At 35.6% G+C, this 22,539-nt stretch carries 15 protein-coding genes; 13 read left to right on the plus strand and 2 right to left on the minus strand.

Going from position 1 to position 22,539, the window contains the following annotated elements; genetic code table 11:
- Positions 1 to 13 precede the first annotated feature (13 nt).
- The 10 genes from secE (at position 14) to EKM01_RS03580 (ending at position 12,668) form a co-directional block, all read left to right on the plus strand.
- The gene (secE, locus tag EKM01_RS03535) at positions 14 to 211 is read left to right on the plus strand and encodes a preprotein translocase subunit SecE (protein WP_126455881.1); all 198 of its coding nucleotides are present in this window, start codon (positions 14 to 16) and stop codon (positions 209 to 211) included.
- 10 nt (positions 212 to 221) lie between these two features.
- Positions 222 to 773 carry a transcription termination/antitermination protein NusG gene (gene nusG, locus EKM01_RS03540; protein WP_126455879.1) on the plus strand — a complete coding sequence of 184 codons (552 nt, stop codon included), beginning with the start codon at positions 222 to 224 and terminating at the stop codon, positions 771 to 773.
- Positions 774 to 838: 65 nt separating this feature from the next.
- On the plus strand, positions 839 to 1,285 hold the full coding sequence (rplK, locus tag EKM01_RS03545) for a 50S ribosomal protein L11 (RefSeq protein WP_126455877.1): 447 nt from the start codon (positions 839 to 841) through the stop codon (positions 1,283 to 1,285).
- A 3-nt stretch (positions 1,286 to 1,288) separates the two neighbouring features.
- Positions 1,289 to 1,978 carry a 50S ribosomal protein L1 gene (rplA, locus tag EKM01_RS03550; protein WP_126455876.1) on the plus strand — a complete coding sequence of 230 codons (690 nt, stop codon included), beginning with the start codon at positions 1,289 to 1,291 and terminating at the stop codon, positions 1,976 to 1,978.
- A gap of 22 nt (positions 1,979 to 2,000) precedes the next feature.
- Entirely contained in the window at positions 2,001 to 2,513 is a 513-nt protein-coding gene (rplJ, locus tag EKM01_RS03555; protein ID WP_126455874.1) for a 50S ribosomal protein L10, read from the plus strand.
- 92 nt (positions 2,514 to 2,605) lie between these two features.
- Positions 2,606 to 2,974 (plus strand): 50S ribosomal protein L7/L12, encoded by a 369-nt coding sequence (gene rplL / locus EKM01_RS03560; RefSeq protein WP_126455872.1) that lies wholly within the window; start codon positions 2,606 to 2,608, stop codon positions 2,972 to 2,974.
- Positions 2,975 to 3,245: 271 nt separating this feature from the next.
- Positions 3,246 to 7,058, plus strand: a complete 3,813-nt coding sequence (gene rpoB / locus EKM01_RS03565) for a DNA-directed RNA polymerase subunit beta (protein WP_126455870.1) — start codon at positions 3,246 to 3,248, stop codon at positions 7,056 to 7,058.
- Positions 7,059 to 7,383: 325 nt separating this feature from the next.
- On the plus strand, positions 7,384 to 11,697 hold the full coding sequence (rpoC, locus tag EKM01_RS03570) for a DNA-directed RNA polymerase subunit beta' (protein ID WP_126561660.1): 4,314 nt from the start codon (positions 7,384 to 7,386) through the stop codon (positions 11,695 to 11,697).
- Between the two features lie 2 nt (positions 11,698 to 11,699).
- Positions 11,700 to 12,011 carry a DUF3467 domain-containing protein gene (locus EKM01_RS03575; protein ID WP_126455867.1) on the plus strand — a complete coding sequence of 104 codons (312 nt, stop codon included), beginning with the start codon at positions 11,700 to 11,702 and terminating at the stop codon, positions 12,009 to 12,011.
- A gap of 291 nt (positions 12,012 to 12,302) precedes the next feature.
- Entirely contained in the window at positions 12,303 to 12,668 is a 366-nt protein-coding gene (locus tag EKM01_RS03580) for a hypothetical protein (protein ID WP_126766840.1), read from the plus strand.
- 134 nt (positions 12,669 to 12,802) lie between these two features.
- Here EKM01_RS03580 and EKM01_RS03585 read toward each other — a convergent pair whose 3' ends face one another.
- Together EKM01_RS03585 and EKM01_RS03590 are read right to left on the minus strand one after the other, a co-directional pair.
- On the minus strand, positions 12,803 to 14,392 hold the full coding sequence (locus EKM01_RS03585; RefSeq protein ID WP_126766842.1) for a peptide chain release factor 3: 1,590 nt from the start codon (positions 14,390 to 14,392) through the stop codon (positions 12,803 to 12,805).
- Positions 14,393 to 14,578: 186 nt separating this feature from the next.
- Complete coding sequence (locus tag EKM01_RS03590; RefSeq protein WP_126766844.1) at positions 14,579 to 16,021, minus strand: alpha-amylase; 1,443 nt, start codon at positions 16,019 to 16,021, stop codon at positions 14,579 to 14,581.
- A 772-nt stretch (positions 16,022 to 16,793) separates the two neighbouring features.
- Here EKM01_RS03590 and EKM01_RS03595 point away from each other — a divergent pair.
- The 3 genes from EKM01_RS03595 (at position 16,794) to EKM01_RS03605 (ending at position 22,525) form a co-directional block, all read left to right on the plus strand.
- Positions 16,794 to 18,221: a peptidylprolyl isomerase gene (locus EKM01_RS03595; RefSeq protein ID WP_126463134.1), complete on the plus strand. Its 1,428-nt coding sequence runs from the start codon at positions 16,794 to 16,796 to the stop codon at positions 18,219 to 18,221.
- 250 nt (positions 18,222 to 18,471) lie between these two features.
- The gene (locus EKM01_RS03600; RefSeq protein ID WP_126463136.1) at positions 18,472 to 19,425 is read left to right on the plus strand and encodes a MoxR family ATPase; all 954 of its coding nucleotides are present in this window, start codon (positions 18,472 to 18,474) and stop codon (positions 19,423 to 19,425) included.
- A gap of 328 nt (positions 19,426 to 19,753) precedes the next feature.
- The gene (locus tag EKM01_RS03605) at positions 19,754 to 22,525 is read left to right on the plus strand and encodes a bifunctional aconitate hydratase 2/2-methylisocitrate dehydratase (RefSeq protein ID WP_126555933.1); all 2,772 of its coding nucleotides are present in this window, start codon (positions 19,754 to 19,756) and stop codon (positions 22,523 to 22,525) included.
- Positions 22,526 to 22,539: the final 14 nt, after the last annotated feature.

Consider the following 22,539-nt stretch of genomic DNA (forward strand, 5'->3'; position numbering starts at 1 on the left):
AAAATAAATCATAATGACAAAAGTTGTTAATTACATATCAGAGGCATTTGAGGAATTAAAGTCAAATGTAACTTGGCCGGTTTGGGCTGAGGTTCAGCGTCTAACGATTGTTGTGGCTGTTTTTTCAGTATTATTCGCTTTGGCAACTTGGGGAGTAGATGAAATTTTCGCAAAAGCTTTGGCTGGTTTTTTTAACTGGATAAAAGCATAATTTTTTTGTTATGGCAGATAATAATATTAAAAAGTGGTATGTCGTTAGGGCGGTAAGTGGTCAAGAAAATAAAGTGAAAGCTTATATCGAAACCGAAATCGCACGACTTGGGATGGGTGATTATGTGTCACAGGTTTTGGTTCCTACTGAAAAAGTAGTTACTGTAAAAGAAGGAAAAAAGATAATTAAAGATAAGGTTTATTTTCCAGGATACGTCATGATTGAGGCTAATCTGATTGGTGAAATACCTCATATTATTAAATCAATAACAAGTGTTATTGGTTTTTTAGGAGAGATTAAAGGGGGGGAGCCTGTTCCTTTGAGAATTTCCGAAGTGAATCGAATGTTAGGTAAAGTAGATGAATTAGCGGTTAATACCGATACACGTTCTATTCCTTTCAATATTGGTGAGACGATTAAGGTTGTTGATGGTCCTTTTAATGGTTTTAACGGAACTGTGGAAAAAATTAATGAAGAAAAGCGTAAACTGGAAGTAATGGTAAAAATTTTCGGAAGAAAAACACCATTAGAATTGAGTTTTATGCAAGTTGAAAAAGTATAATTTTGTTACATCTATAATATCCATTGCAATCGCTTCCAAAGATTGTAGTGTTAAATTTTTAAAAAATGGCTAAAGAAATTAGTAAAGTAGTTAAACTACAAGTTAAGGGAGGTGCTGCGAATCCATCGCCACCGGTTGGACCTGCTTTAGGTGCTGCTGGTGTTAATATCATGGAGTTCTGTAAGCAATTTAATGCAAGAACTCAAGATAAAGCCGGCAAAGTTTGCCCTGTGCAAATTACAGTGTATAAAGACAAATCTTTTGATTTTGTTGTAAAAACACCACCTGCTGCTGTCCAATTATTGGAAGCTGCAAAGCTAAAATCTGGTTCAGGTGAACCTAATCGTAAAAAAGTAGCTAACGTTACTTGGGACGTAATTAGAACAATCGCCGAAGATAAAATGGTGGATTTGAATGCATTTACTATCGAATCTGCTATGAGCATGATCGCAGGAACGGCTAGATCTATGGGTATAACTGTAACTGGAGATTCTCCTCTAAAACAAGGGTAAGACATGGCAAAATTGACAAAAAAGCAAAAAGAGGCTGCTTCAAAAATTGAAAAGAACAAATTATATTCTCTTAAAGATGCTGCGGCATTAATAAAAGTTGTTGCTTCTGCAAAATTTGATGAGTCTATTGATATCGCAGTTCGTTTGGGTGTAGATCCAAGAAAAGCGAATCAAATGGTAAGAGGTGTAGTAACATTGCCTCATGGTACTGGTAAAGATGTTAAAGTATTAGCATTGGTTACTCCGGACAAAGAAGCGGAAGCTTTGGCAGCTGGTGCTGACTATGTAGGTCTTGATGACTATTTACAAAAGATAAAAGACGGTTGGACAGATGTTGATGTAATTATCACAATGCCTTCTGTTATGGGTAAATTAGGTCCATTAGGTCGTATTTTAGGACCTAGAGGTTTAATGCCTAACCCTAAAACAGGTACTGTAACTATGGATGTTGCAAAAGCTGTTCAAGAGGTGAAAGCTGGTAAAATTGACTTTAAAGTTGACAAAACTGGTATAGTGCATGCAGGAATTGGTAAAGTCTCTTTTGGAGCTGAACAAATTGTTGACAATGCTCACGAAATTATTCAAACATTAATCAAACTTAAACCAACTGCGGCTAAAGGAACTTACATCAAAAGTATTTACCTAACTAGCACTATGAGTCCTGCAATTGCATTGGATCCTAAGGCAGTATAATTGGTAGTTAAAAATTTTTAGTATGACTAGAGAAGAAAAATCAATCGCGATTGAAGTTTTAACTGCACAGTTAGCTGGTACAAATATTATTTATGTATCTGATATTTCTGGAATGAATGCAGAAGCAACTACGAACTTAAGAAGAGCTTGTTATAAAGCAGGTATAAAATTAGAAGTAGTTAAAAATACATTGCTTGCAAAAGCAATGGAAGCATCAGCTAATGATTATGGAGATTTACCTTCAGTTTTGACTGGTAATAGTGCTATATTCATTTCTGAGATAGCAAACGCTCCGGGTAAGATAATAAAAGATTTCAGAAAAAAATCAGCTAAACCGGTATTAAAGGGAGCTTATATCAACTCTGAAATTTATATTGGAGACGATCAATTAGATGCATTAGCAACTATTAAATCTAAAGAAGAGCTTATCGGCGAACTTATTGGATTATTGCAGTCACCAGCACAAAGAGTTATTTCTGCTCTTCAAAACCAATTTGCCAAAAGCGAAGAGGCTACAGAGGAAGTGGAGGCATAATGAAAGAAGAGTTTTACTCTAATTTTATTACATAAAACGCGCACAATAAATAAATTATATTTTTTACAAATCATTTTAAAACGATAGAAAAAATGGCAGATTTGAAACAATTCGCAGAACAATTGGTTAACCTAACGGTAAAAGAAGTTAACGAATTAGCAACAATATTAAAAGATGAGTACGGAATCGAACCAGCTGCTGCAGCTGTAGTAGTTTCAGGTGGTGGCGAAGCTGCTGCTGAAGATGTTCAAACAGAATTTACAGTGGTTTTGAAAGCAGCAGGTGCTTCTAAATTAGCAGTTGTAAAATTAGTTAAAGAACTTACTGGTTTAGGTTTGAAAGAAGCTAAAGATGTAGTAGACAGCGCACCAAGCAATGTTAAAGAAGGTGTAACTAAAGATGAAGCAGAAGCGCTTAAAAAATCTTTGGAAGAAGCTGGAGCTGAGGTTGAACTTAAATAGTTCACTCTAGTTTTGAAAATAAGGTTTAGGTCTTGGAGTCATCCAAAGACCTAAACCATTTTTCGTATAACAAAAGGCTACGTTGTATTAGTACATACTAGTCTTTTAAAATAGATTCATTTTATCCATTACGAGGAAAAAAAATTAACAGATAATAAGAAAGTAGTTATCTTAAATTGGTTTTTAAAGATGTAATGGTTAAAAAAAAAGGTATAAATAAATTACTATTTATACAAAAAAATTACTTTTCTAATCAAAATTTTGTCCATTGATGATAACAAATCAAACTGAAAGATTGAATTTTGCCTCTACAAAAAATATTCCTGATTATCCAGATTTTCTAGATGTTCAGGTTAAATCGTTTAAGGATTTTTTTCAATTAGAAACTAAATCTGACGAAAGAGGCGACGAAGGGCTTTACAATACCTTCATGGAAAACTTCCCAATTACTGATACAAGAAATAACTTTGTATTAGAATTCCTTGATTATTTTGTAGATCCGCCACGTTACACAATTCAAGAATGTATAGAAAGAGGTCTTACGCATAGTGTACCCCTAAAAGCTAGGTTAAAACTATATTGTACAGATCCAGAACATGAAGATTTTGAGACTATTGTTCAGGATGTTTATCTTGGGACAATTCCATATATGACGCCAAGCGGTACTTTTGTTATTAATGGTGCTGAGCGTGTAGTTGTTTCTCAATTACACCGTTCTCCTGGTGTTTTCTTCGGGCAGTCATTTCATGCAAATGGAACAAAATTGTACTCTGCCAGAGTAATTCCTTTTAAGGGTTCTTGGATAGAATTTTCTACAGATATAAACAGCGTAATGTATGCTTATATTGACAGAAAGAAAAAATTACCTGTAACGACTTTATTCCGTGCAATTGGATTCGAAAGAGATAAGGATATCCTAGAGATTTTCGATCTTGCTGAGGAAATTAAAGTTTCTAAAACAGGACTTAAAAAATATATCGGTAGAAAATTAGCTGCTCGTGTATTGAATACATGGCATGAGGATTTTGTAGATGAGGATACTGGTGAAGTAGTTTCTATTGAACGTAACGAAATAATTCTTGATAGAGACACTATTATCGACAAAGATAATGTGGAAGAAATCATTGATTCTAACGTTAAATCTATTTTGCTTCACAAAGAAGATGCTAATCAAGGAGATTACGCAATCATTCATAATACGTTGCAAAAGGATCCAACAAACTCTGAAAAAGAGGCTGTTGAGCATATCTACAGACAATTGCGTAATGCTGAACCGCCTGATGAAGAAACGGCTCGTGGTATTATCGATAAATTATTCTTTTCTGATCAACGGTACAACTTAGGTGAAGTAGGTCGTTATAGAATAAATAAAAAATTAGGGTTGGATACTCCAATGGAAAAGCAAGTCTTGACCAAAGAAGATATCATAACGATTGTTAAATATTTGATTGAATTAATTAACTCTAAAGCAGAGATTGATGATATTGATCACTTATCAAACCGTCGTGTACGAACAGTTGGAGAACAAATGTCACAACAGTTTGGTGTTGGTTTGGCGCGTATGGCCAGAACCATTAGAGAGCGAATGAACGTTAGGGATAACGAGGTGTTTACACCGATAGATTTGATTAATGCTAAAACATTATCCTCTGTTATCAACTCTTTCTTTGGTACAAACCAGTTGTCTCAGTTTATGGATCAAACGAATCCATTAGCCGAGATTACGCACAAAAGAAGATTATCTGCACTTGGACCAGGTGGACTTTCGAGAGAAAGAGCCGGATTTGAGGTACGTGATGTTCACTATACGCATTATGGACGTTTATGTCCAATTGAAACTCCTGAGGGACCAAACATTGGTTTGATATCTTCTCTTGGTGTTTATGCTAAAGTAAACGGAATGGGTTTCATTGAGACTCCATACCGTAAAGTAACTAACGGAGTCGTAGATCTAGTGTCTACTCCTGTTTACTTGAGTGCAGAAGAAGAAGAAGGAATGATGATTGCTCAGGCAAACATAGAAATGGATGCAGTAGGTAAGATTATCGCTGAAAATGTAATTGCCCGTCAGGAAGGTGATTTTCCAGTAATTGAGCCTTCAAAAGTGGATTATACGGATGTTGCTCCAAATCAAATTGCTTCTATTTCAGCCTCTTTGATTCCTTTCTTAGAACATGATGATGCGAATAGAGCCTTGATGGGATCTAACATGATGCGTCAGGCCGTACCATTAATTCGTCCTGAAGCTCCTATTGTTGGAACTGGTTTAGAGCGTCAGGTTGCTTCGGATTCCAGAGTTTTAATTAACGCTGAAGGAGATGGAACTGTTGAATATGTGGATGCTAATATTATCACAATCAAATACGATCGTTCTGAAGAAGAAAGAATGGTGAGTTTTGAGTCAGATGAGAAAACATACAATCTAATTAAATTTAGAAAAACCAATCAAGGTACTAGTATCAACTTGAAACCTATCGTAAGAAGAGGCGACAGAGTTGTTCTTGGTCAAGTATTGTCAGAAGGTTATGCCACTCAAAATGGAGAACTTGCTTTAGGTCGTAACCTAAAAGTAGCGTTTATGCCATGGAAAGGGTACAACTTTGAGGATGCGATTGTAATTTCTGAAAAAGTAGTTCGTGACGATATTTTCACCTCTATTCACGTGGATGATTATTCATTAGAAGTTAGAGATACTAAATTAGGTAACGAAGAATTGACGAACGATATACCGAACGTTTCTGAAGAAGCTACTAAAGATTTAGATGAAAATGGTATGATCAGAATTGGAGCCGAGGTTAAACCTGGTGACATTCTTATCGGAAAAATTACTCCAAAAGGGGAATCAGATCCTACTCCGGAAGAGAAATTGCTTCGTGCAATCTTCGGGGACAAAGCAGGGGATGTAAAAGATGCTTCATTAAAAGCCTCTCCTTCTTTACATGGTGTTGTTTTAGACAAAAAACTGTTTGCAAGAGCAGTAAAAGATAAACGTAAACGTACGCAAGATAAAGATGCTTTAGGAGCACTTGAAATGGAGTTTGAAGTTAAATTTGTTGAATTAAAAGACAAATTGGTCGAAAAACTTTTCTTGATCGTAAACGGAAAAACATCTCAAGGGGTAATGAATGATTTGGGTGAAGAAGTTTTACCAAAAGGTAAAAAATACACTCAAAAGATGCTTTATGCTGTTGAAGATTTTGCTCACTTAAGTAAAGGTCAATGGGTTGCTGATGATGCAACTAATAAAATGGTAAATGATTTAATTCATAACTATAAAATTAAATTGAACGATTTACAAGGGGCTTTGCGTAGAGAGAAATTCACTATCACTGTTGGAGATGAATTGCCAGCAGGAATCTTGAAACTAGCAAAAGTATATATTGCCAAAAAACGTAAGTTAAAAGTTGGGGATAAAATGGCGGGACGTCACGGTAACAAAGGTATTGTTGCTCGTATCGTTCGTCATGAAGATATGCCTTTCCTTGAAGACGGAACGCCTGTTGATATCGTGTTGAACCCACTTGGTGTACCTTCACGTATGAACATTGGTCAAATTTATGAAACGGTTCTTGGTTGGGCGGGACAAAACTTGGGTAGAAAATTTGCTACACCAATTTTTGATGGAGCAACTCTGGATCAAATCAATGAATTGACTGATGAAGCTGGAATACCACGTTTTGGACATACACATTTATATGATGGTGGTACAGGAGAACGTTTCCATCAAGCTGCAACAGTAGGAGTTATCTACATGTTGAAACTTGGACACATGGTTGACGATAAAATGCACGCACGTTCTATAGGTCCGTACTCATTGATTACGCAACAACCACTTGGAGGTAAAGCTCAATTTGGAGGACAGCGTTTTGGAGAGATGGAGGTTTGGGCACTTGAAGCTTATGGAGCATCAAGTACACTTAGAGAAATCTTGACTGTGAAGTCTGATGATGTTATCGGTAGAGCAAAAACGTATGAAGCAATCGTAAAAGGTGAATCTATGCCAGAACCAGGATTACCAGAATCATTTAATGTATTGATGCATGAATTGAAAGGTCTTGGACTTGACATTCGTCTTGAAGAATAGAAGTTTAGTATTCAGTGTTCAGTATTTAGTAATCAGTGATAAACTGAACACTAAATTCTGAATACTGAACACTTTTTTAAAAGAGTTTTTAGGATTTATACCCGTAACCCGTTCCGATTTTTTATTTAAACCCAATTGGTTTTATAAATAGCACTTCAAAATTTTTATTTGAAGTTTAGAGAAGTAATTCGAGGTAATGTTTAAGTCTAAAGTTTGAAAGTCTAAAGTCTAAAGTCATCCGTGGCTTTAAAAACTTTATGACATTTGACTTTAAGACTGAAATAAAATTAATTTTTTAATTGCAAATAAATCAATAGTAAAAACTATGATGAATAATAGAAATAATAACAATAAAGATAAAAACCCTGTAAAAAGGTTTAATAAAATCTCCATAGGACTTGCTTCTCCTGAATCGATCTTGAAAGAATCAAGAGGTGAAGTATTGAAACCTGAAACTATCAATTATAGAACGCACAAACCGGAGCGTGATGGTCTTTTCTGTGAACGTATTTTTGGACCAGTAAAAGATTTTGAATGTGCTTGTGGTAAGTATAAAAGAATTCGCTACAAAGGAATCATCTGTGACCGTTGTGGTGTAGAAGTAACGGAGAAAAAAGTACGAAGAGACAGAGTAGGTCACATCAATCTTGTTGTGCCTATTGCTCATATCTGGTATTTCCGTTCTCTTCCAAACAAAATTGGTTATATCCTTGGACTTCCATCTAAGAAATTAGATATGATTATTTACTACGAAAGATACGTAGTAATCCAAGCTGGTATCGCTAAAAATGCAGAAGGTGAATCAGTACAAAGATTAGACTTTTTGACGGAAGAAGAATATTTAAATATTTTAGATACGCTTCCTGCTGACAACCAATATCTTGATGATTTTGATCCTAATAAATTTGTTGCCAAAATGGGAGCAGAATGTATTATGGACTTATTGGCAAGAATTGATTTAGATCAATTGTCTTACCAATTAAGACACAATGCTAACAATGAAACGTCTAAACAACGTAAAACGGAAGCATTAAAAAGATTACAAGTTGTGGAATCTTTCCGTGAGTCTAACTTGAACCGTGAAAACCGTCCGGAATGGATGATTATGAAAGTGGTACCCGTTATTCCGCCAGAATTACGTCCGCTTGTGCCACTTGATGGAGGTCGTTTTGCAACTTCAGATTTGAATGATTTATACCGTCGTGTAATTATACGTAACAACCGTTTGAAAAGATTAATGGAGATTAAAGCTCCGGAAGTTATTTTAAGAAACGAGAAACGTATGTTGCAGGAATCGGTAGATTCACTTTTTGACAATACGCGTAAAGCATCTGCAGTAAAAACAGAATCAAACCGTCCATTGAAATCACTTTCGGATTCCCTAAAAGGAAAACAAGGTCGTTTCCGTCAAAACTTACTAGGTAAACGTGTGGATTATTCTGCTCGTTCGGTAATTGTTGTTGGACCAGAATTGAAATTGTCTGAATGTGGTATCCCTAAAGATATGGCAGCTGAATTATACAAACCTTTCGTTATCCGTAAATTGATAGAAAGAGGAATTGTAAAAACGGTTAAATCCGCTAAAAAAATAATAGATAAGAAAGAGCCTGTAGTTTGGGATATCCTTGAAAATGTAATCAAAGGTCACCCAATATTACTGAATCGTGCTCCTACTTTGCACCGTTTAGGTATCCAAGCATTCCAACCAAAATTAATTGAAGGAAAAGCAATCCAATTGCACCCTTTAGTATGTACTGCATTTAATGCGGATTTTGATGGGGATCAAATGGCAGTTCATTTGCCATTAGGACCTGAAGCTATTTTGGAAGCGCAACTATTAATGTTGGGTTCTCACAATATCTTGAATCCTGCAAATGGTGCTCCAATTACGGTACCTTCTCAGGATATGGTTTTGGGTCTGTATTATATGACCAAAGAACGTTTATCTACTCCTGAGCTTAAAATTTTAGGTGAAGGGATCACTTTTTATTCTGCGGAAGAAGTAAATATTGCTTTGAATGAAGGTAGATTAGAATTGAATGCTTCAGTGAAAATTAGAGCAAAACATTTTAATGAAGCAGGAGAATTAGTTTTCCAAATTATTAAAACTACTGCAGGCCGTGTATTATTTAATGAAGTAGTACCAGAAGCTGCAGGATATATCAATGATGTATTGACTAAGAAAAACCTTAGAGATATTATCGGACACGTTTTAAGCGCTACCGATGTACCTACAACTGCGGTCTTCTTAGATAATATGAAAGACATGGGATACAAATTTGCCTTCAAAGGTGGTTTGTCATTCTCTCTTGGGGATATTAGAATTCCGGATCAAAAACCTAAATTAATTGCAGATGCCAGAGAACAAGTTCAAGGTATTTCTGCTAATTATAATATGGGTTTGATTACTAATAACGAACGGTACAACCAAGTTATTGATGTATGGACTTCTGCGAATGCACAATTGACAGAGCTTGCAATGAAAAACATTAGAGAAGACCAACAAGGTTTCAACTCGGTGTATATGATGCTTGATTCTGGAGCAAGGGGTTCCAAAGAACAAATTCGTCAGTTAACTGGTATGCGTGGTTTGATGGCTAAGCCAAAAAAATCTACTGCTGGTGGTGGTGAAATTATTGAAAACCCTATTCTTTCTAACTTTAAAGAAGGTCTTTCGATCCTTGAGTATTTTATTTCTACTCACGGTGCGCGTAAAGGTCTTGCGGATACGGCTTTGAAAACAGCCGATGCAGGATATTTAACAAGAAGATTGCATGATGTATCCCAAGATGTTATTGTAAACATCGAAGACTGTGGTACATTAAGAGGTGTTGAAGTTTCAGCATTGAAGAAAAATGAAGAAATTGTAGAATCACTTGGAGAAAGAATTTTAGGGCGTGTCGCTTTACAAGACTTAATCAACCCTTTGACCAGTGAGATTTTAGTTCATTCTGGGGAGCAAATCACAGAGGTTATCATGAAAGCAATTGATGCTTCTCCTATCGAGAAAGTAGAAGTGCGTTCTCCGTTAACTTGTGAAGCGCTAAAAGGTATTTGTGCCAAATGTTACGGTAGAAATCTTGCTACCGGAAAAATGACACAAAGAGGGGAAGCTGTTGGTGTAATTGCAGCACAATCTATTGGAGAACCTGGAACACAGTTAACATTACGTACTTTCCACGTTGGAGGGGTTGCGGGTGGTATTTCTGAAGAGTCTAGTATCGTTACTAAATTTAACGGTAAACTGGAAATTGAAGATTTAAAAACTGTTAAAGGAGAAGATAGTGAAGGTAATGCAGTGGATATTGTAGTATCTCGTTCTTCTGAATTGAAATTAATCGATGAAAGAACAGGTATTTTATTAAGTACAAATAATATTCCTTACGGTTCAAGTATTTTCGTTAAAGACGGCCAGTCTGTTGTTAAAGGAGATGTGATCTGTAAATGGGATCCTTATAATGGGGTTATCGTATCTGAGTTTACCGGTAAGATTGCTTATGAAGAATTAGAGCAAGGTCAATCATTCATGGTTGAAATTGATGAGCAAACTGGTTTCCAAGAAAAGGTAATTTCTGAATCCAGAGCTAAAAAATTAATTCCTACTTTATTGGTTTACGGTAAAGACAATGAATTGATTCGTTCGTATAACTTACCTGTTGGAGCCCACTTGATGGTTGAAAATGGTGAAAAAATTAAAGCCGGTAAAGTGTTGGTGAAAATTCCGCGTCGTTCTTCTAAATCAGGAGATATTACAGGAGGTTTGCCTAGAATTACTGAGTTGTTAGAAGCTCGTAATCCTTCAAACCCAGCAGTTGTTTCTGAAATTGATGGTGTTGTTTCTTTTGGAAAAATCAAAAGAGGAAACCGTGAGGTTGTTATCGAATCTAAATTTGGTGACATTAGAAAATACTTGGTTAAATTATCAAGCCAAATTCTAGTTCAGGAAAATGACTTTGTAAGAGCAGGTGTACCGTTGTCAGATGGTGCTATTACTCCGGATGATATTTTAAGAATCCAAGGGCCAGCCGCTGTTCAACAGTATTTGGTTAACGAAATTCAAGAAGTATACCGTTTGCAAGGGGTGAAAATTAACGACAAGCACTTTGAAGTAGTAATACGTCAGATGATGCGTAAGGTAAGAGTGCAAGATCCAGGTGACACGTTGTTCTTAGAAGATCAATTAATTCATACAAAAGACTTTATCTTTCAAAATGATAAATTATATGGTATGAAAGTCGTGGAAGATGCTGGCGATTCTGGCGCTTTGAAAGAAGGACAAATTATTACGCCTCGTGAGTTGCGCGATGAAAATTCTCTTTTGAAACGTACCGATAAAAATCTTGTTGTGGCTCGTGATGTCGTTACTGCAACTGCAACACCAGTCTTACAAGGTATTACAAGAGCCTCTCTTCAAACCAAATCATTTATATCAGCGGCTTCTTTCCAAGAAACGACTAAAGTATTGAACGAAGCTGCTGTTGCAGGTAAAATCGATTACTTAGAAGGATTGAAAGAAAATGTAATTGTTGGACATAGAATCCCTGCCGGAACGGGTATGAGAGAATATGACAATACAATTGTAGGTTCAAAAGAAGATTACAACGATATGATGGCTAATAAAGAAGAATATATTTATTAAGTATGAGTAATTCAAATCAACAACAAGAACAAATCAACATTGAGTTGGATGAGAAAATTGCCGAAGGAATTTATTCCAATTTGGCTATAATCAATCATTCGTCTTCTGAATTTGTTTTAGATTTTGTAAGCATCATGCCCGGCATACCTAAGGCTAAGGTAAAAGCAAGAATTGTCTTGACACCACAGCATGCTAAAAGATTGTTGAAAGCAATCGGAGAAAATATTCATCGTTTTGAAGTCGCTCATGGCGAAATAAAAGATACTGAACAAGCCCCGATTCCGCTTAATTTTGGTCCTGCGGGACAAGCATAATATCTTTAAAGGCTCCAGAAATGGAGCCTTTTTTATTTAAGGCTATTTTCTCAGTCTAGAATTATTGATTTCATTTCTGATTCGTGGTGTTAATTAGCTGTTTTTGTATGTAGGTTTTATGAATAAATTAGTACATCCAACCATCAAATCTGTATTTTACAGAACCTATTTGTACTTTGAACGGGTATAATGGCACTTCATCGAAAATATTTCCGACTCATTTATAAATGATATACTTTCGTGTTCGAGATAGAAAAAACACATTCTGTCTATTGTAAAATTGTAAGAGATATGAACTATTTATCTTTAAAAACAACTAAAAATGCAGGAAGTAATCGTTTCCTTTTGCTTGTTTTTATTCTAGTAACAAATATTTCTGTTTTTGCACAAACTGAGAAAAATTTAGTTGATGTGAATACAGTAGCAGTTGGTACAACTACAAAACAAGCGAATGTTTCAACAGTTTCTGCTTCAAATTCTAACAGTATGCATTTTATATTGTGGTTTATGGGTTCAAAACAAGATCCTAATAGCACAATTTCTATAGAAGGAATAAACGCTAAAAAACAAATAATCACATCAGGAGTTGCTCCAAATAGGCTGCTAATCAAGGCTTTCTTGAAAAAAGCGGTAAATTTAGAAAACATGATTGCTTGAGTATAATGCGATTTTAAAACATAAAAAAACGCTAATTTTAGAAATTAGCGTTTTTTTATGCCTTTATTTTTTATGTCTGTGCTATTCAAGACCACCATTTAATTCCATTAGGCAGGTTTACTTTATATTAAGAATTACTCAAATTCAGAAGTAAAGAATAACTTAACATTTGGATATTTATTTTGTGTCATTTGAATTGTGAAATCAGAATCAGCCAGAAATACTAATTGTCCGTATTTATCATATGCCAAGAATTTTTGTTTGATTCTTCTGAATTCTTTGAACTCTTCGCTTTTTGGATCGTTTGGTTTTACCCAACATGCTTTGTGTACGGGGAAATTTTCATAGGTACATTTTGCTCCATATTCGTGTTCTAAACGGTATTGGATCACCTCGTATTGTAGGGCTCCAACCGTTCCAATGATTTTTCTGTTGTTCATTTCCAAAGTAAATAACTGCGCCACACCTTCATCCATTAACTGATCGATTCCTTTGTCCAGTTGTTTGGCTTTCATAGGATCAGCATTATTAATATATCGGAAATGTTCCGGGGAGAAACTCGGTATTCCTTTGAAACTCATAATTTCTCCTTCGGTCAATGTATCTCCAATTTTGAAATTTCCTGTATCATGTAAGCCAACAATATCACCTGGATAGGAAATGTCTACAATTTCTTTCTTTTCGGCAAAAAAAGCATTTGGACTCGAAAATTTTAAGTTTTTCTTCTGACGCACGTGGTAATACGGTTTGTTTCTTTCGAAAGTTCCGGATACTATTTTTATAAAGGCCAGACGATCTCTGTGTTTTGGATCCATATTGGCATGGATTTTAAACACAAATCCTGTCATTTTTTCCTCTTTGGGATCTACTAATCGGGTTTCCGAATCTTTTGGTCTTGGTGATGGGGCAATTTGAACAAAACAGTCCAATAATTCTCTAACTCCAAAATTATTCAATGCTGAACCAAAAAAAACTGGTTGTAATTTTCCGTCCAAATAATCCTGACGATCAAATTTAGGATAAACTTCATCAATCAACTCTAGTTCTTCCCGCAAGCTGTCAGCTGGTTTTTGACCGATAATTTTCTCTAATTCCGGATTTTTAACATCGGAAAAAGCAATTGTTTCTTCAATATTTTTACGGCTGTCACCGCTAAATAAGTTGATGTTTTGTTCCCAAAGGTTGTAGATTCCTTGAAAATCATAGCCCATTCCTATTGGGAAACTTAATGGCGTAACTGTTAAACCTAGCTTTTGTTCCACTTCATCCATCAAGTCAAAAGCGTCTTTTCCTTCTCGGTCTAATTTATTGATGAATACGATAATTGGAATTTTTCGCATTCTACAAACGGCCACTAATTTCTCTGTTTGTTCTTCAACACCTTTGGCAACATCAATTACAACAATAACGCTGTCAACAGCTGTTAAGGTTCTAAAAGTGTCCTCCGCAAAATCCTTGTGACCTGGCGTATCGAGAATGTTTATCTTTTTGTCTTTATAATTGAAAGCCAAAACCGAAGTAGAAACCGAAATTCCTCTCTGGCGTTCAATTTCCATAAAGTCACTGGTAGCGCCTTTTTTGATTTTATTGTTTTTTACAGCACCTGCCTCTTGAATCGCACCACCAAAAAGGAGGAGTTTTTCTGTAAGTGTTGTTTTTCCGGCATCAGGATGTGAGATAATCCCAAAAGTTCTTCTGCGTTGTATTTCTTCTAAAAAGCCCATATTTATATCAATAGTGTGCAAAAGTACTATTTATAAATGCCAATTAAAAAAATGTATCCTCTTAATTAATGATGTGGGTTTTGAAAATGGATTTCAGTCGATTTTTTTAAATTTTATTAGATAGCTTATGACGCTATTAGGTATAAAAAAGGCTGTCAAAATAGACAGCCTTTAAAATAGTTTGGGTTACATGTTTATCGACCAGATGGAATATCCATTTGGGGGACACTGTATTTTGACCCATTTGTCTGCTTGTGTAGTCGGCTGCCAAGTTGAATTACCTGTAAAATCTTTGATTTGAGCATTAGTCCAGTTGGTCTGAATCCATCGTTCTTGCCAAGTGGATGAATTATTGATGTAAACCACTAATCCGGGATTGCCGTTATATCCGTTTCTACGGGCGATGTATTCATCAGTATCAGTATATAAAATAGAGGTGTTACCAGTAGCTTTGTTGTTATGAATCCAAATTAAGTTATTCATTTTCGTTTTATTAAGCCATTCTTCGTAATCTCGGTAAAAAATAGTTGGGTATCCTTCATGCGTTAAGATGTAGGCATACGCTAGCTCTTTTTTCCAAATTTCATCAGTGTCATGGTTGGTGACAAAAGTAACCGCTTTGTGCGGGTTTCTTTTCCACATCATGTCGTCATTCAAAATATTTAGGTTGTTTCCGTCGAAAGCATCGTTCATTTTATAATAGCACGCAAAATCAAAAACGGAACTGTTGGCATTATTCGCCCAATCATTCAGTATGTTTACGTTAGAATCCCATAATTCACCAACGGAGAAACCACCAACGTTTGCATTCCAATCTTTTATGACCCACGGAGCAAAACCTTTTACGTAATCAAATCTCCATCCATCAAATTTCATTGTGTTTTTATAGTATTTCCCTACTCCGTCTGCTCTTTTCCAAAGCCAGTCTTGTACATTTGGTACTACATGGGCTAAATCTGGAAATCCCCCAAAGGAACCTTCGTCATTATTACCGTACGCATTTTTATAGAAATCAGCACTGGTTCTTGGAAATTTTCCAGAAGCAACACCGGTAAAGTTTGTGTAGGTTTGTGTTCCTGTAAAAGGGTTGTTTTCTAATTGTCCGCCACTGTTGTGATTCAGTACCATATCCGCATAAACCTGCATGTTTTCAGAATGCACTTTAGTAATCAGGCTTTCTAATTCAGCACGGGAACCAAATCTGGTTTCTACCGTGCCATTTTGATTGTAATTCCCAAAATCAAAATAGTCAGTAGGATCGTAGCCCATAGAAAACGGTCCGTTTTGAGCTTTTGATACCGGAGGAAGCCAGATAGAGCCAATGCCGGCATTTGACCAATCTGTTATTTTTGTATTTACAGTATTCCACCAGTTTCCACCGGCAGGTACATCCCAGTAGAAAGCTTGCATCATTACACCACCTCCGGGATTTGCAACATATCTTCCAGTTGGTATATTAGTTGATGCTCCAGTGCTGAATGGCCGTCCGTCGTGATTAGTGACATTAACCACTTTGAATTGTGTTGCCGTTTCAGTTGGATTGTCTGCCAGATCATCATTTGAATTACAGGAGTACAAGCCAGCAAGTAAAGCGGTCAATAAATAAATTTTGAAATTTGGTTTTTTCATAAAACGATAAATTAAGGTAGTTAATAAATTTGGGACATTTTAATTAAAATCGATTAGGATGCGTATTAAGTCTATAAGATTCATTATGAAAGAATAGATTGCGATTTAAATCATAATTTTATTTAAATCAAAACAAAAAGCATTAAATAATAGTGATAATATATTTTTTAAGTTTATTTTTTAAATAAATATCATTTTTAGCTAATTTATAAAAATTATCAAAGGACTCGTAAAGCAGTGCTTTTAATTTGTAGCGATAACGTTGTAGTGTTGAGAACTTTTTAAATAAGGATCCTTATAATGAGGTTTTTAAAGCTGGATTTTTGTTTTTGAAGTAAAAAGGTTAAAGTTTTATCTTTTAGATTGTTTGAACGGAACAGCAGATGCGCGAGTAAAGAGGTTTCATAATTAGTAAGCGCTGGGAAAAAGAAGAAAATAATTGATTGCCGTTTCGATAGCATAAATGAAGGAATAGGGAGTCCTTTATTTAGGTCTTTAAAAGTCTCTTTTTTAGGATTTAGAAGCGGAAACAAACAGGGAATAATTGGGTGTATAAATTTTTGTTAATAGTAGTACGGAAACTTGTATTATATAATTGAATTGTTATTTTTGTCTCTTTTAAATTTAAAAAAAAGGAAGTAATTTGGAATGCAAATGCAATTCATTTCCTGAAGCTTAAAAGTGTATATTTGGCAAAAATTAATATTGCTTTTACAAGCCATACTTTAAAGTCGGGAATATAAATCCTTCATTATAAAAATAAACTAGAAAAATGCCAATAAAACACATACAAATGAAAATTATTAATAAAATTGTTCTTCCTTTTTTTCTTTTGCTATTTTCCAGTGGCCTTTTACAGGCACAAGAAATCATTAAGGATACTGTAATCGTTCCTATTAAAAAAACGCAATCTACTGGGAAGCAAAAAATTGATGGGGTTATTGGTACCGTAGGAGATTATATTATATTAGATTCGGATATTGACAAGTCATATCTTGAAATTTCTAGTCAGGGAGGTTCTGTAAAAGACATTACAAGATGCCAAATGTTAGGGAAGTTATTAGAAGATAAATTGTATGCGCACCAAGCCATTCAGGATAGTATCGTAGTGACTGATGCCGAAGTAAAAGGTATGATGGAAGAACGATTGAGCTATATGACAGAGCAAATCGGGTCGCTGGAAAAAGTGGTGGAGTATTATAAAAAAGATTCGGAAGAAGAATTCAGAACCTATTTCTCAGATATTCTAAAAGAGAATAAGCTCACGTCAGAAATGCAGAAGAAAATTATTGAAGCAGTAGAAATTACACCGGAAGAAGTTCGTAATTTCTTTAAAAAGATACCTGCCGCTGATCTTCCTTTTTTTGGAGCAGAAATGGAAGTGTCACAAATTATAATTACTCCCAAAGTTTCAGCTGCCGATAAACAAAAGGTAATTGATCGATTGAATTTGTTTAAAAAAGAAATATTAGAAGGATCTAGCTTTTCAACTAAAGCCGTATTGTATTCTCAAGATCCCGGTTCAAGAGCAAATGGAGGCTATTATAAAATGAACAGGAAGACCCCTTTTGTAAAAGAGTTTAAAGAAGTAGCTTTCAGTCTGGCTGAGGGAGAGATATCCGCTCCTTTTGAAACTGATTTTGGGTTTCACATTATTTACATAGAAAAGATAAAAGGACAAGAAGTAGAATTGCGTCACATATTATTGAGTCCAACTGTAACAGAGGAAGCTTTGAATGAAGCTAAAGAAAAAATCACTTTGATCAGAAAAAGAATCGAAGATAAAGAAATTACTTTTGAGGAAGCAGCAAGGACTTTATCTGACGAGAAAGAAACAAGAGCCAATGGAGGCGCATTGATTAATCCAAAAACGCAGGATACCCGTTTTGAATTGACGAAAATGGACCCCGCTTTTTACAGTCAAGTGTCAAATTTGAAAGAAGGCGAGATTTCACTTCCCATTTTAGACCAAGGTGAAGAAGGTAAAAAGAAATTCAAATTGATTACCGTGACCAATAGAATAGAAGAGCATACTGCTGATTACGCAAATGATTACATCAAAATTAAAGATTTAGCTTTGAAAGACAAGCAAATTACAGCTATTGGGAAATGGTTTGGAGATAAAATTAAAGAAACGTATATCAAAATCATTGGAGAATACAGAGATTGTGCTTTTACAAACAACTGGATAAAGAAATAATTTACCACAAGAACACATTAAGTAATAACCATGGTATAATGTCGTATTTTAAAATCAGGATAAAATCATGTAAAAATCTGATTTAAAGCTGTTTTGCTTAAAGTTAATTCTTTTGACTTTACGACTTTTAAACTTTCGACTTACTTATGTGAGAGGAATCGCAAATATTTTTTTTTCAATAAAATAAATAAAAAGAGTTAGTTTTATGATTTCATAACGCTAACTCTTTTTTAATTTTAAATTTTTATAAATGTCAGACGTAGCAGCAATACACAACCTAGTTCAAAAAAGGAATGAGCTGAAAAAGGAAATCGCAAAAATCATAGTTGGACAGGATGCTGTAGTAGATCAAATTTTGCTTTGTATTTTTTCTGGGGGACATGCTTTGTTAGTAGGAGTGCCTGGATTAGCTAAAACATTAATGGTAAATACGCTGGCGCAAGCATTAGGTCTTGATTTTAAAAGAATTCAGTTTACACCGGATTTGATGCCCTCTGATATTTTGGGCAGTGAAATATTAGAGGAGAACCGTCAATTTAAATTTATAAAAGGGCCTATTTTTTCTAATATTGTTCTGGCAGATGAGATAAACCGAACACCACCCAAAACACAGGCAGCCTTGCTGGAGGCCATGCAGGAGCGCGCTGTGACTATTGCGGGTGAAAACTACAAGTTAGCCTTGCCTTATTTTGTTTTGGCCACGCAAAACCCAATAGAACAAGAAGGAACATATCCTTTGCCTGAAGCTCAATTGGATCGGTTTATGTTTGCTATAAAGCTGGAATATCCTTCTTTTGCAGAGGAAGTTCAAGTAGTAAAACGCACGACATCAGACATCAAAAACACGATCAATCCATTGTTTACTGCACAAGAAATTATTGATTTTCAACATTTGATTCGCAGAATTCCCGTGGCTGATAATGTAATTGAATATGCCGTGACATTAGTGAGTAAAACTCGTCCTGAAAATCCATTATCAAATGAGTTTGTAAAAAACTATCTCGATTGGGGAGCGGGGCCCCGAGCATCTCAAAATTTGATTTTGGCAGCCAAAGCCAACGCTGCTTTCAATGGAAAATTTTCGCCGGATATTGAAGATGTGAAAGCGGTAGCCACCGGGATTTTACGCCATCGAATTATTAAAAATTACAAAGCAGATGCCGAAGGAATTACCGAAGAAATGATAATTGCTAAGTTGGTTTGACTTTTTTTTGGTACTCGGTTCTTATTTTTAGACAGGAACTACAACGTTTTCTTAGTTATAATGGTTTTTATGATCTGATACTAGTTAGAATGTAATTAATTCTTTAGGGATTAATCAGTTTATAGTTAAATTTTTTAAAATTATTTAATTATAAAGGGTAAAAATCAGTATTTAGTAATAATATCATTTGAAAAAACCACATCTATTAATTTTTTTTAAATATCATCTTAAAGAGCTAAATTTGCGACGTGAATAAAAACTACGCATCATGGCTTTTAATTTTGAGTACATTAAAATAAATAGCTTTTAACATTGAAAACAATTTACTATGAACATTTATAACGATTATCTGAAAGAAATCGAAGACAGAAAAACTCAGGGACTTAATCCAAAGCCAATTGATAGCGCTGATTTAGTAAGCGAAATCATTATGCAAATTAAAGATTCAAATAACGCAAATCGCAAGGATTCAATTTCGTTTTTTATTTATAATACGGTTCCTGGGACAACACCTGCAGCTGGCGTAAAAGCGTCTTTTTTGAAGGAGATTGTTCTTGGTGAATCAGTAGTGGATGAAATAACACCAGCTTTTGCATTAGAGTTATTATCACAGATGAAAGGTGGTCCTTCAATCAAAGTTTTGCTTGACTTAGCTTTAGGAAATGAAATCACAATTGCAAAAGTGGCGGCAGAAGTTCTAAAGACACAAGTATTTCTTTATGAAGCTGATACCGATCGCTTAGAGGCGGCATTTAAAAACGGTAGTGCGTTTGCAAAGGAAATTTTAGTGAGTTACGCTAAGGCGGAATTCTTTACGAAGCTGCCAGAGGTGGTTGAGGAAATTCAGGTTGTTACCTATGTTGCTGGTGAAGGAGATATTTCGACAGATTTACTTTCTCCGGGTAACCAAGCACATTCACGCTCTGATCGTGAGCTACATGGAAAATGTTTGATTTCGCCTGAAGCTCAAGGTGAAATTAAAGCGCTTCAAGCGCAACACCCAGACAAAAGTGTTATGTTGATTGCCGAAAAAGGAACTATGGGTGTAGGCTCTTCAAGGATGTCAGGAGTGAATAATGTGGCTCTTTGGACAGGTAAAAAAGCAAGTCCTTATGTCCCATTCATAAACATAGCTCCAATTGTTGCTGGAACTAACGGTATTTCCCCAATTTTCCTTACTACTGTTGATGTGACGGGTGGTATTGGTCTGGATCTTCAAAACTGGGTTAAGAAAACAGATGCAAATGGAACGGTAGTCCGCAATGAAAATGGTGAGCCTATTTTGGAAGAAGTTTATTCTGTTGCAACAGGAACAGTGCTGACCATAAATACAAAAACTAAGAAGCTCTATAACGGCGATAAAGAATTAATTGATATTTCTAAGGCATTTACGCCTCAGAAAATGGAATTTATTAAAGCGGGTGGATCTTACGCTATTGTATTTGGAAAAAAACTACAAACTTTTGCATCAAAGACTTTAGGAATTGATATCGTATCGGTATTTGCTCCGTCAAAAGAAATTTCTATTGAAGGACAAGGTCTTACCGCAGTAGAAAAAATATTTAATAAAAATGCAGTTGGTTCAACCCCAGGGAAAGTTTTACATGCAGGTTCTGATGTGCGCGTTACAGTAAACATAGTAGGTTCGCAAGATACTACAGGCTTAATGACTTCTCAGGAATTAGAGTCTATGGCTGCTACTGTGATTTCTCCAATTGTTGATGGTGCATACCAATCCGGTTGTCATACAGCATCAGTTTGGGATAATAAATCCAAAGCAAACATTCCAAGATTGATGAAGTTTATGAATGATTTTGGTTTGATTACAGCTCGTGACCCTAAAGGGAACTATCACGCAATGACTGATGTGATTCACAAGGTTCTTAATGACATTACTGTTGATGAGTGGGCGATTATTATTGGGGGTGACTCTCATACGAGAATGTCTAAAGGGGTTGCCTTTGGAGCTGATTCAGGAACAGTTGCACTCGCGCTAGCTACGGGTGAGGCTTCAATGCCAATTCCGGAATCAGTAAAAGTTACCTTTAAAGGGGATATGAAAGAATATATGGATTTCCGTGATGTTGTTCATGCTACCCAATCTCAAATGCTGAAGCAATTTGGTGGAGAGAATGTATTTCAAGGACGAATTATTGAGGTTCATTTAGGAACACTCACTGCCGATCAGGCCTTTACTTTTACAGATTGGACTGCAGAAATGAAGGCGAAAGCTTCTATTTGTATTTCTGAGGATGATACTTTGATCGAATCATTAGAGATTGCCAAAGGCAGAATCCAGATCATGATTGACAAAGGAATGGATAACGAGAACCAAGTTCTTAAAGGATTAATTGCTATCGCTAATAATAGAATCGCAGCCATCAGATCAGGTGATAAACCAGCTTTGATACCGGATGCTAATGCAAAATATTTTGCGGAAGTTGTAATCGATTTAGATATCGTTGCTGAGCCTATGATTGCAGATCCAGACGTAAATAACGCGGATGTTTCTAAGCGTTATACGCACGATACCATTAGGCCACTTTCTTTTTACGGTGGTGTAAAAAAAGTAGATCTTGGTTTTGTAGGATCTTGTATGGTACACAAAGGCGATTTGAAGATTCTTTCTCAAATGCTAAAAAATATAGATGAGCAACACGGTAAAGTAGAGTTTAAAGCACCGCTTGTTGTTGCGCCTCCTACTTATAATATTGTAGATGAACTTAAAGCTGAAGGAGACTGGGAAGTTTTACAAAAGTATTCTGGTTTTGAATTTGATGATAATGCTCCTAAAGGCGAGGCACGTACAGGATATGAAAATATTCTATACCTAGAGCGTCCAGGCTGTAATTTATGTATGGGTAACCAAGAAAAAGCAGCAAAAGGAGATACTGTAATGGCAACATCTACTCGCCTTTTCCAAGGAAGAGTTGTTGAAGATACGGAAGGTAAAAAAGGAGAATCGTTACTTTCATCAACACCGGTTGTTGTGTTGTCTACAATTTTAGGCAGAACCCCAACTCTTGAGGAATACAAAGCTGCAGTAAAAGGTATAAATCTAACGCAGTTTGCACCATCTCATAAGTTATTGGTTAGGTAATAATTAATTTTTGT

Origin of the sequence: Flavobacterium sp. RSP46 (assembly GCF_003984825.1) — a bacterium.
GTDB lineage: Bacteria > Bacteroidota > Bacteroidia > Flavobacteriales > Flavobacteriaceae > Flavobacterium.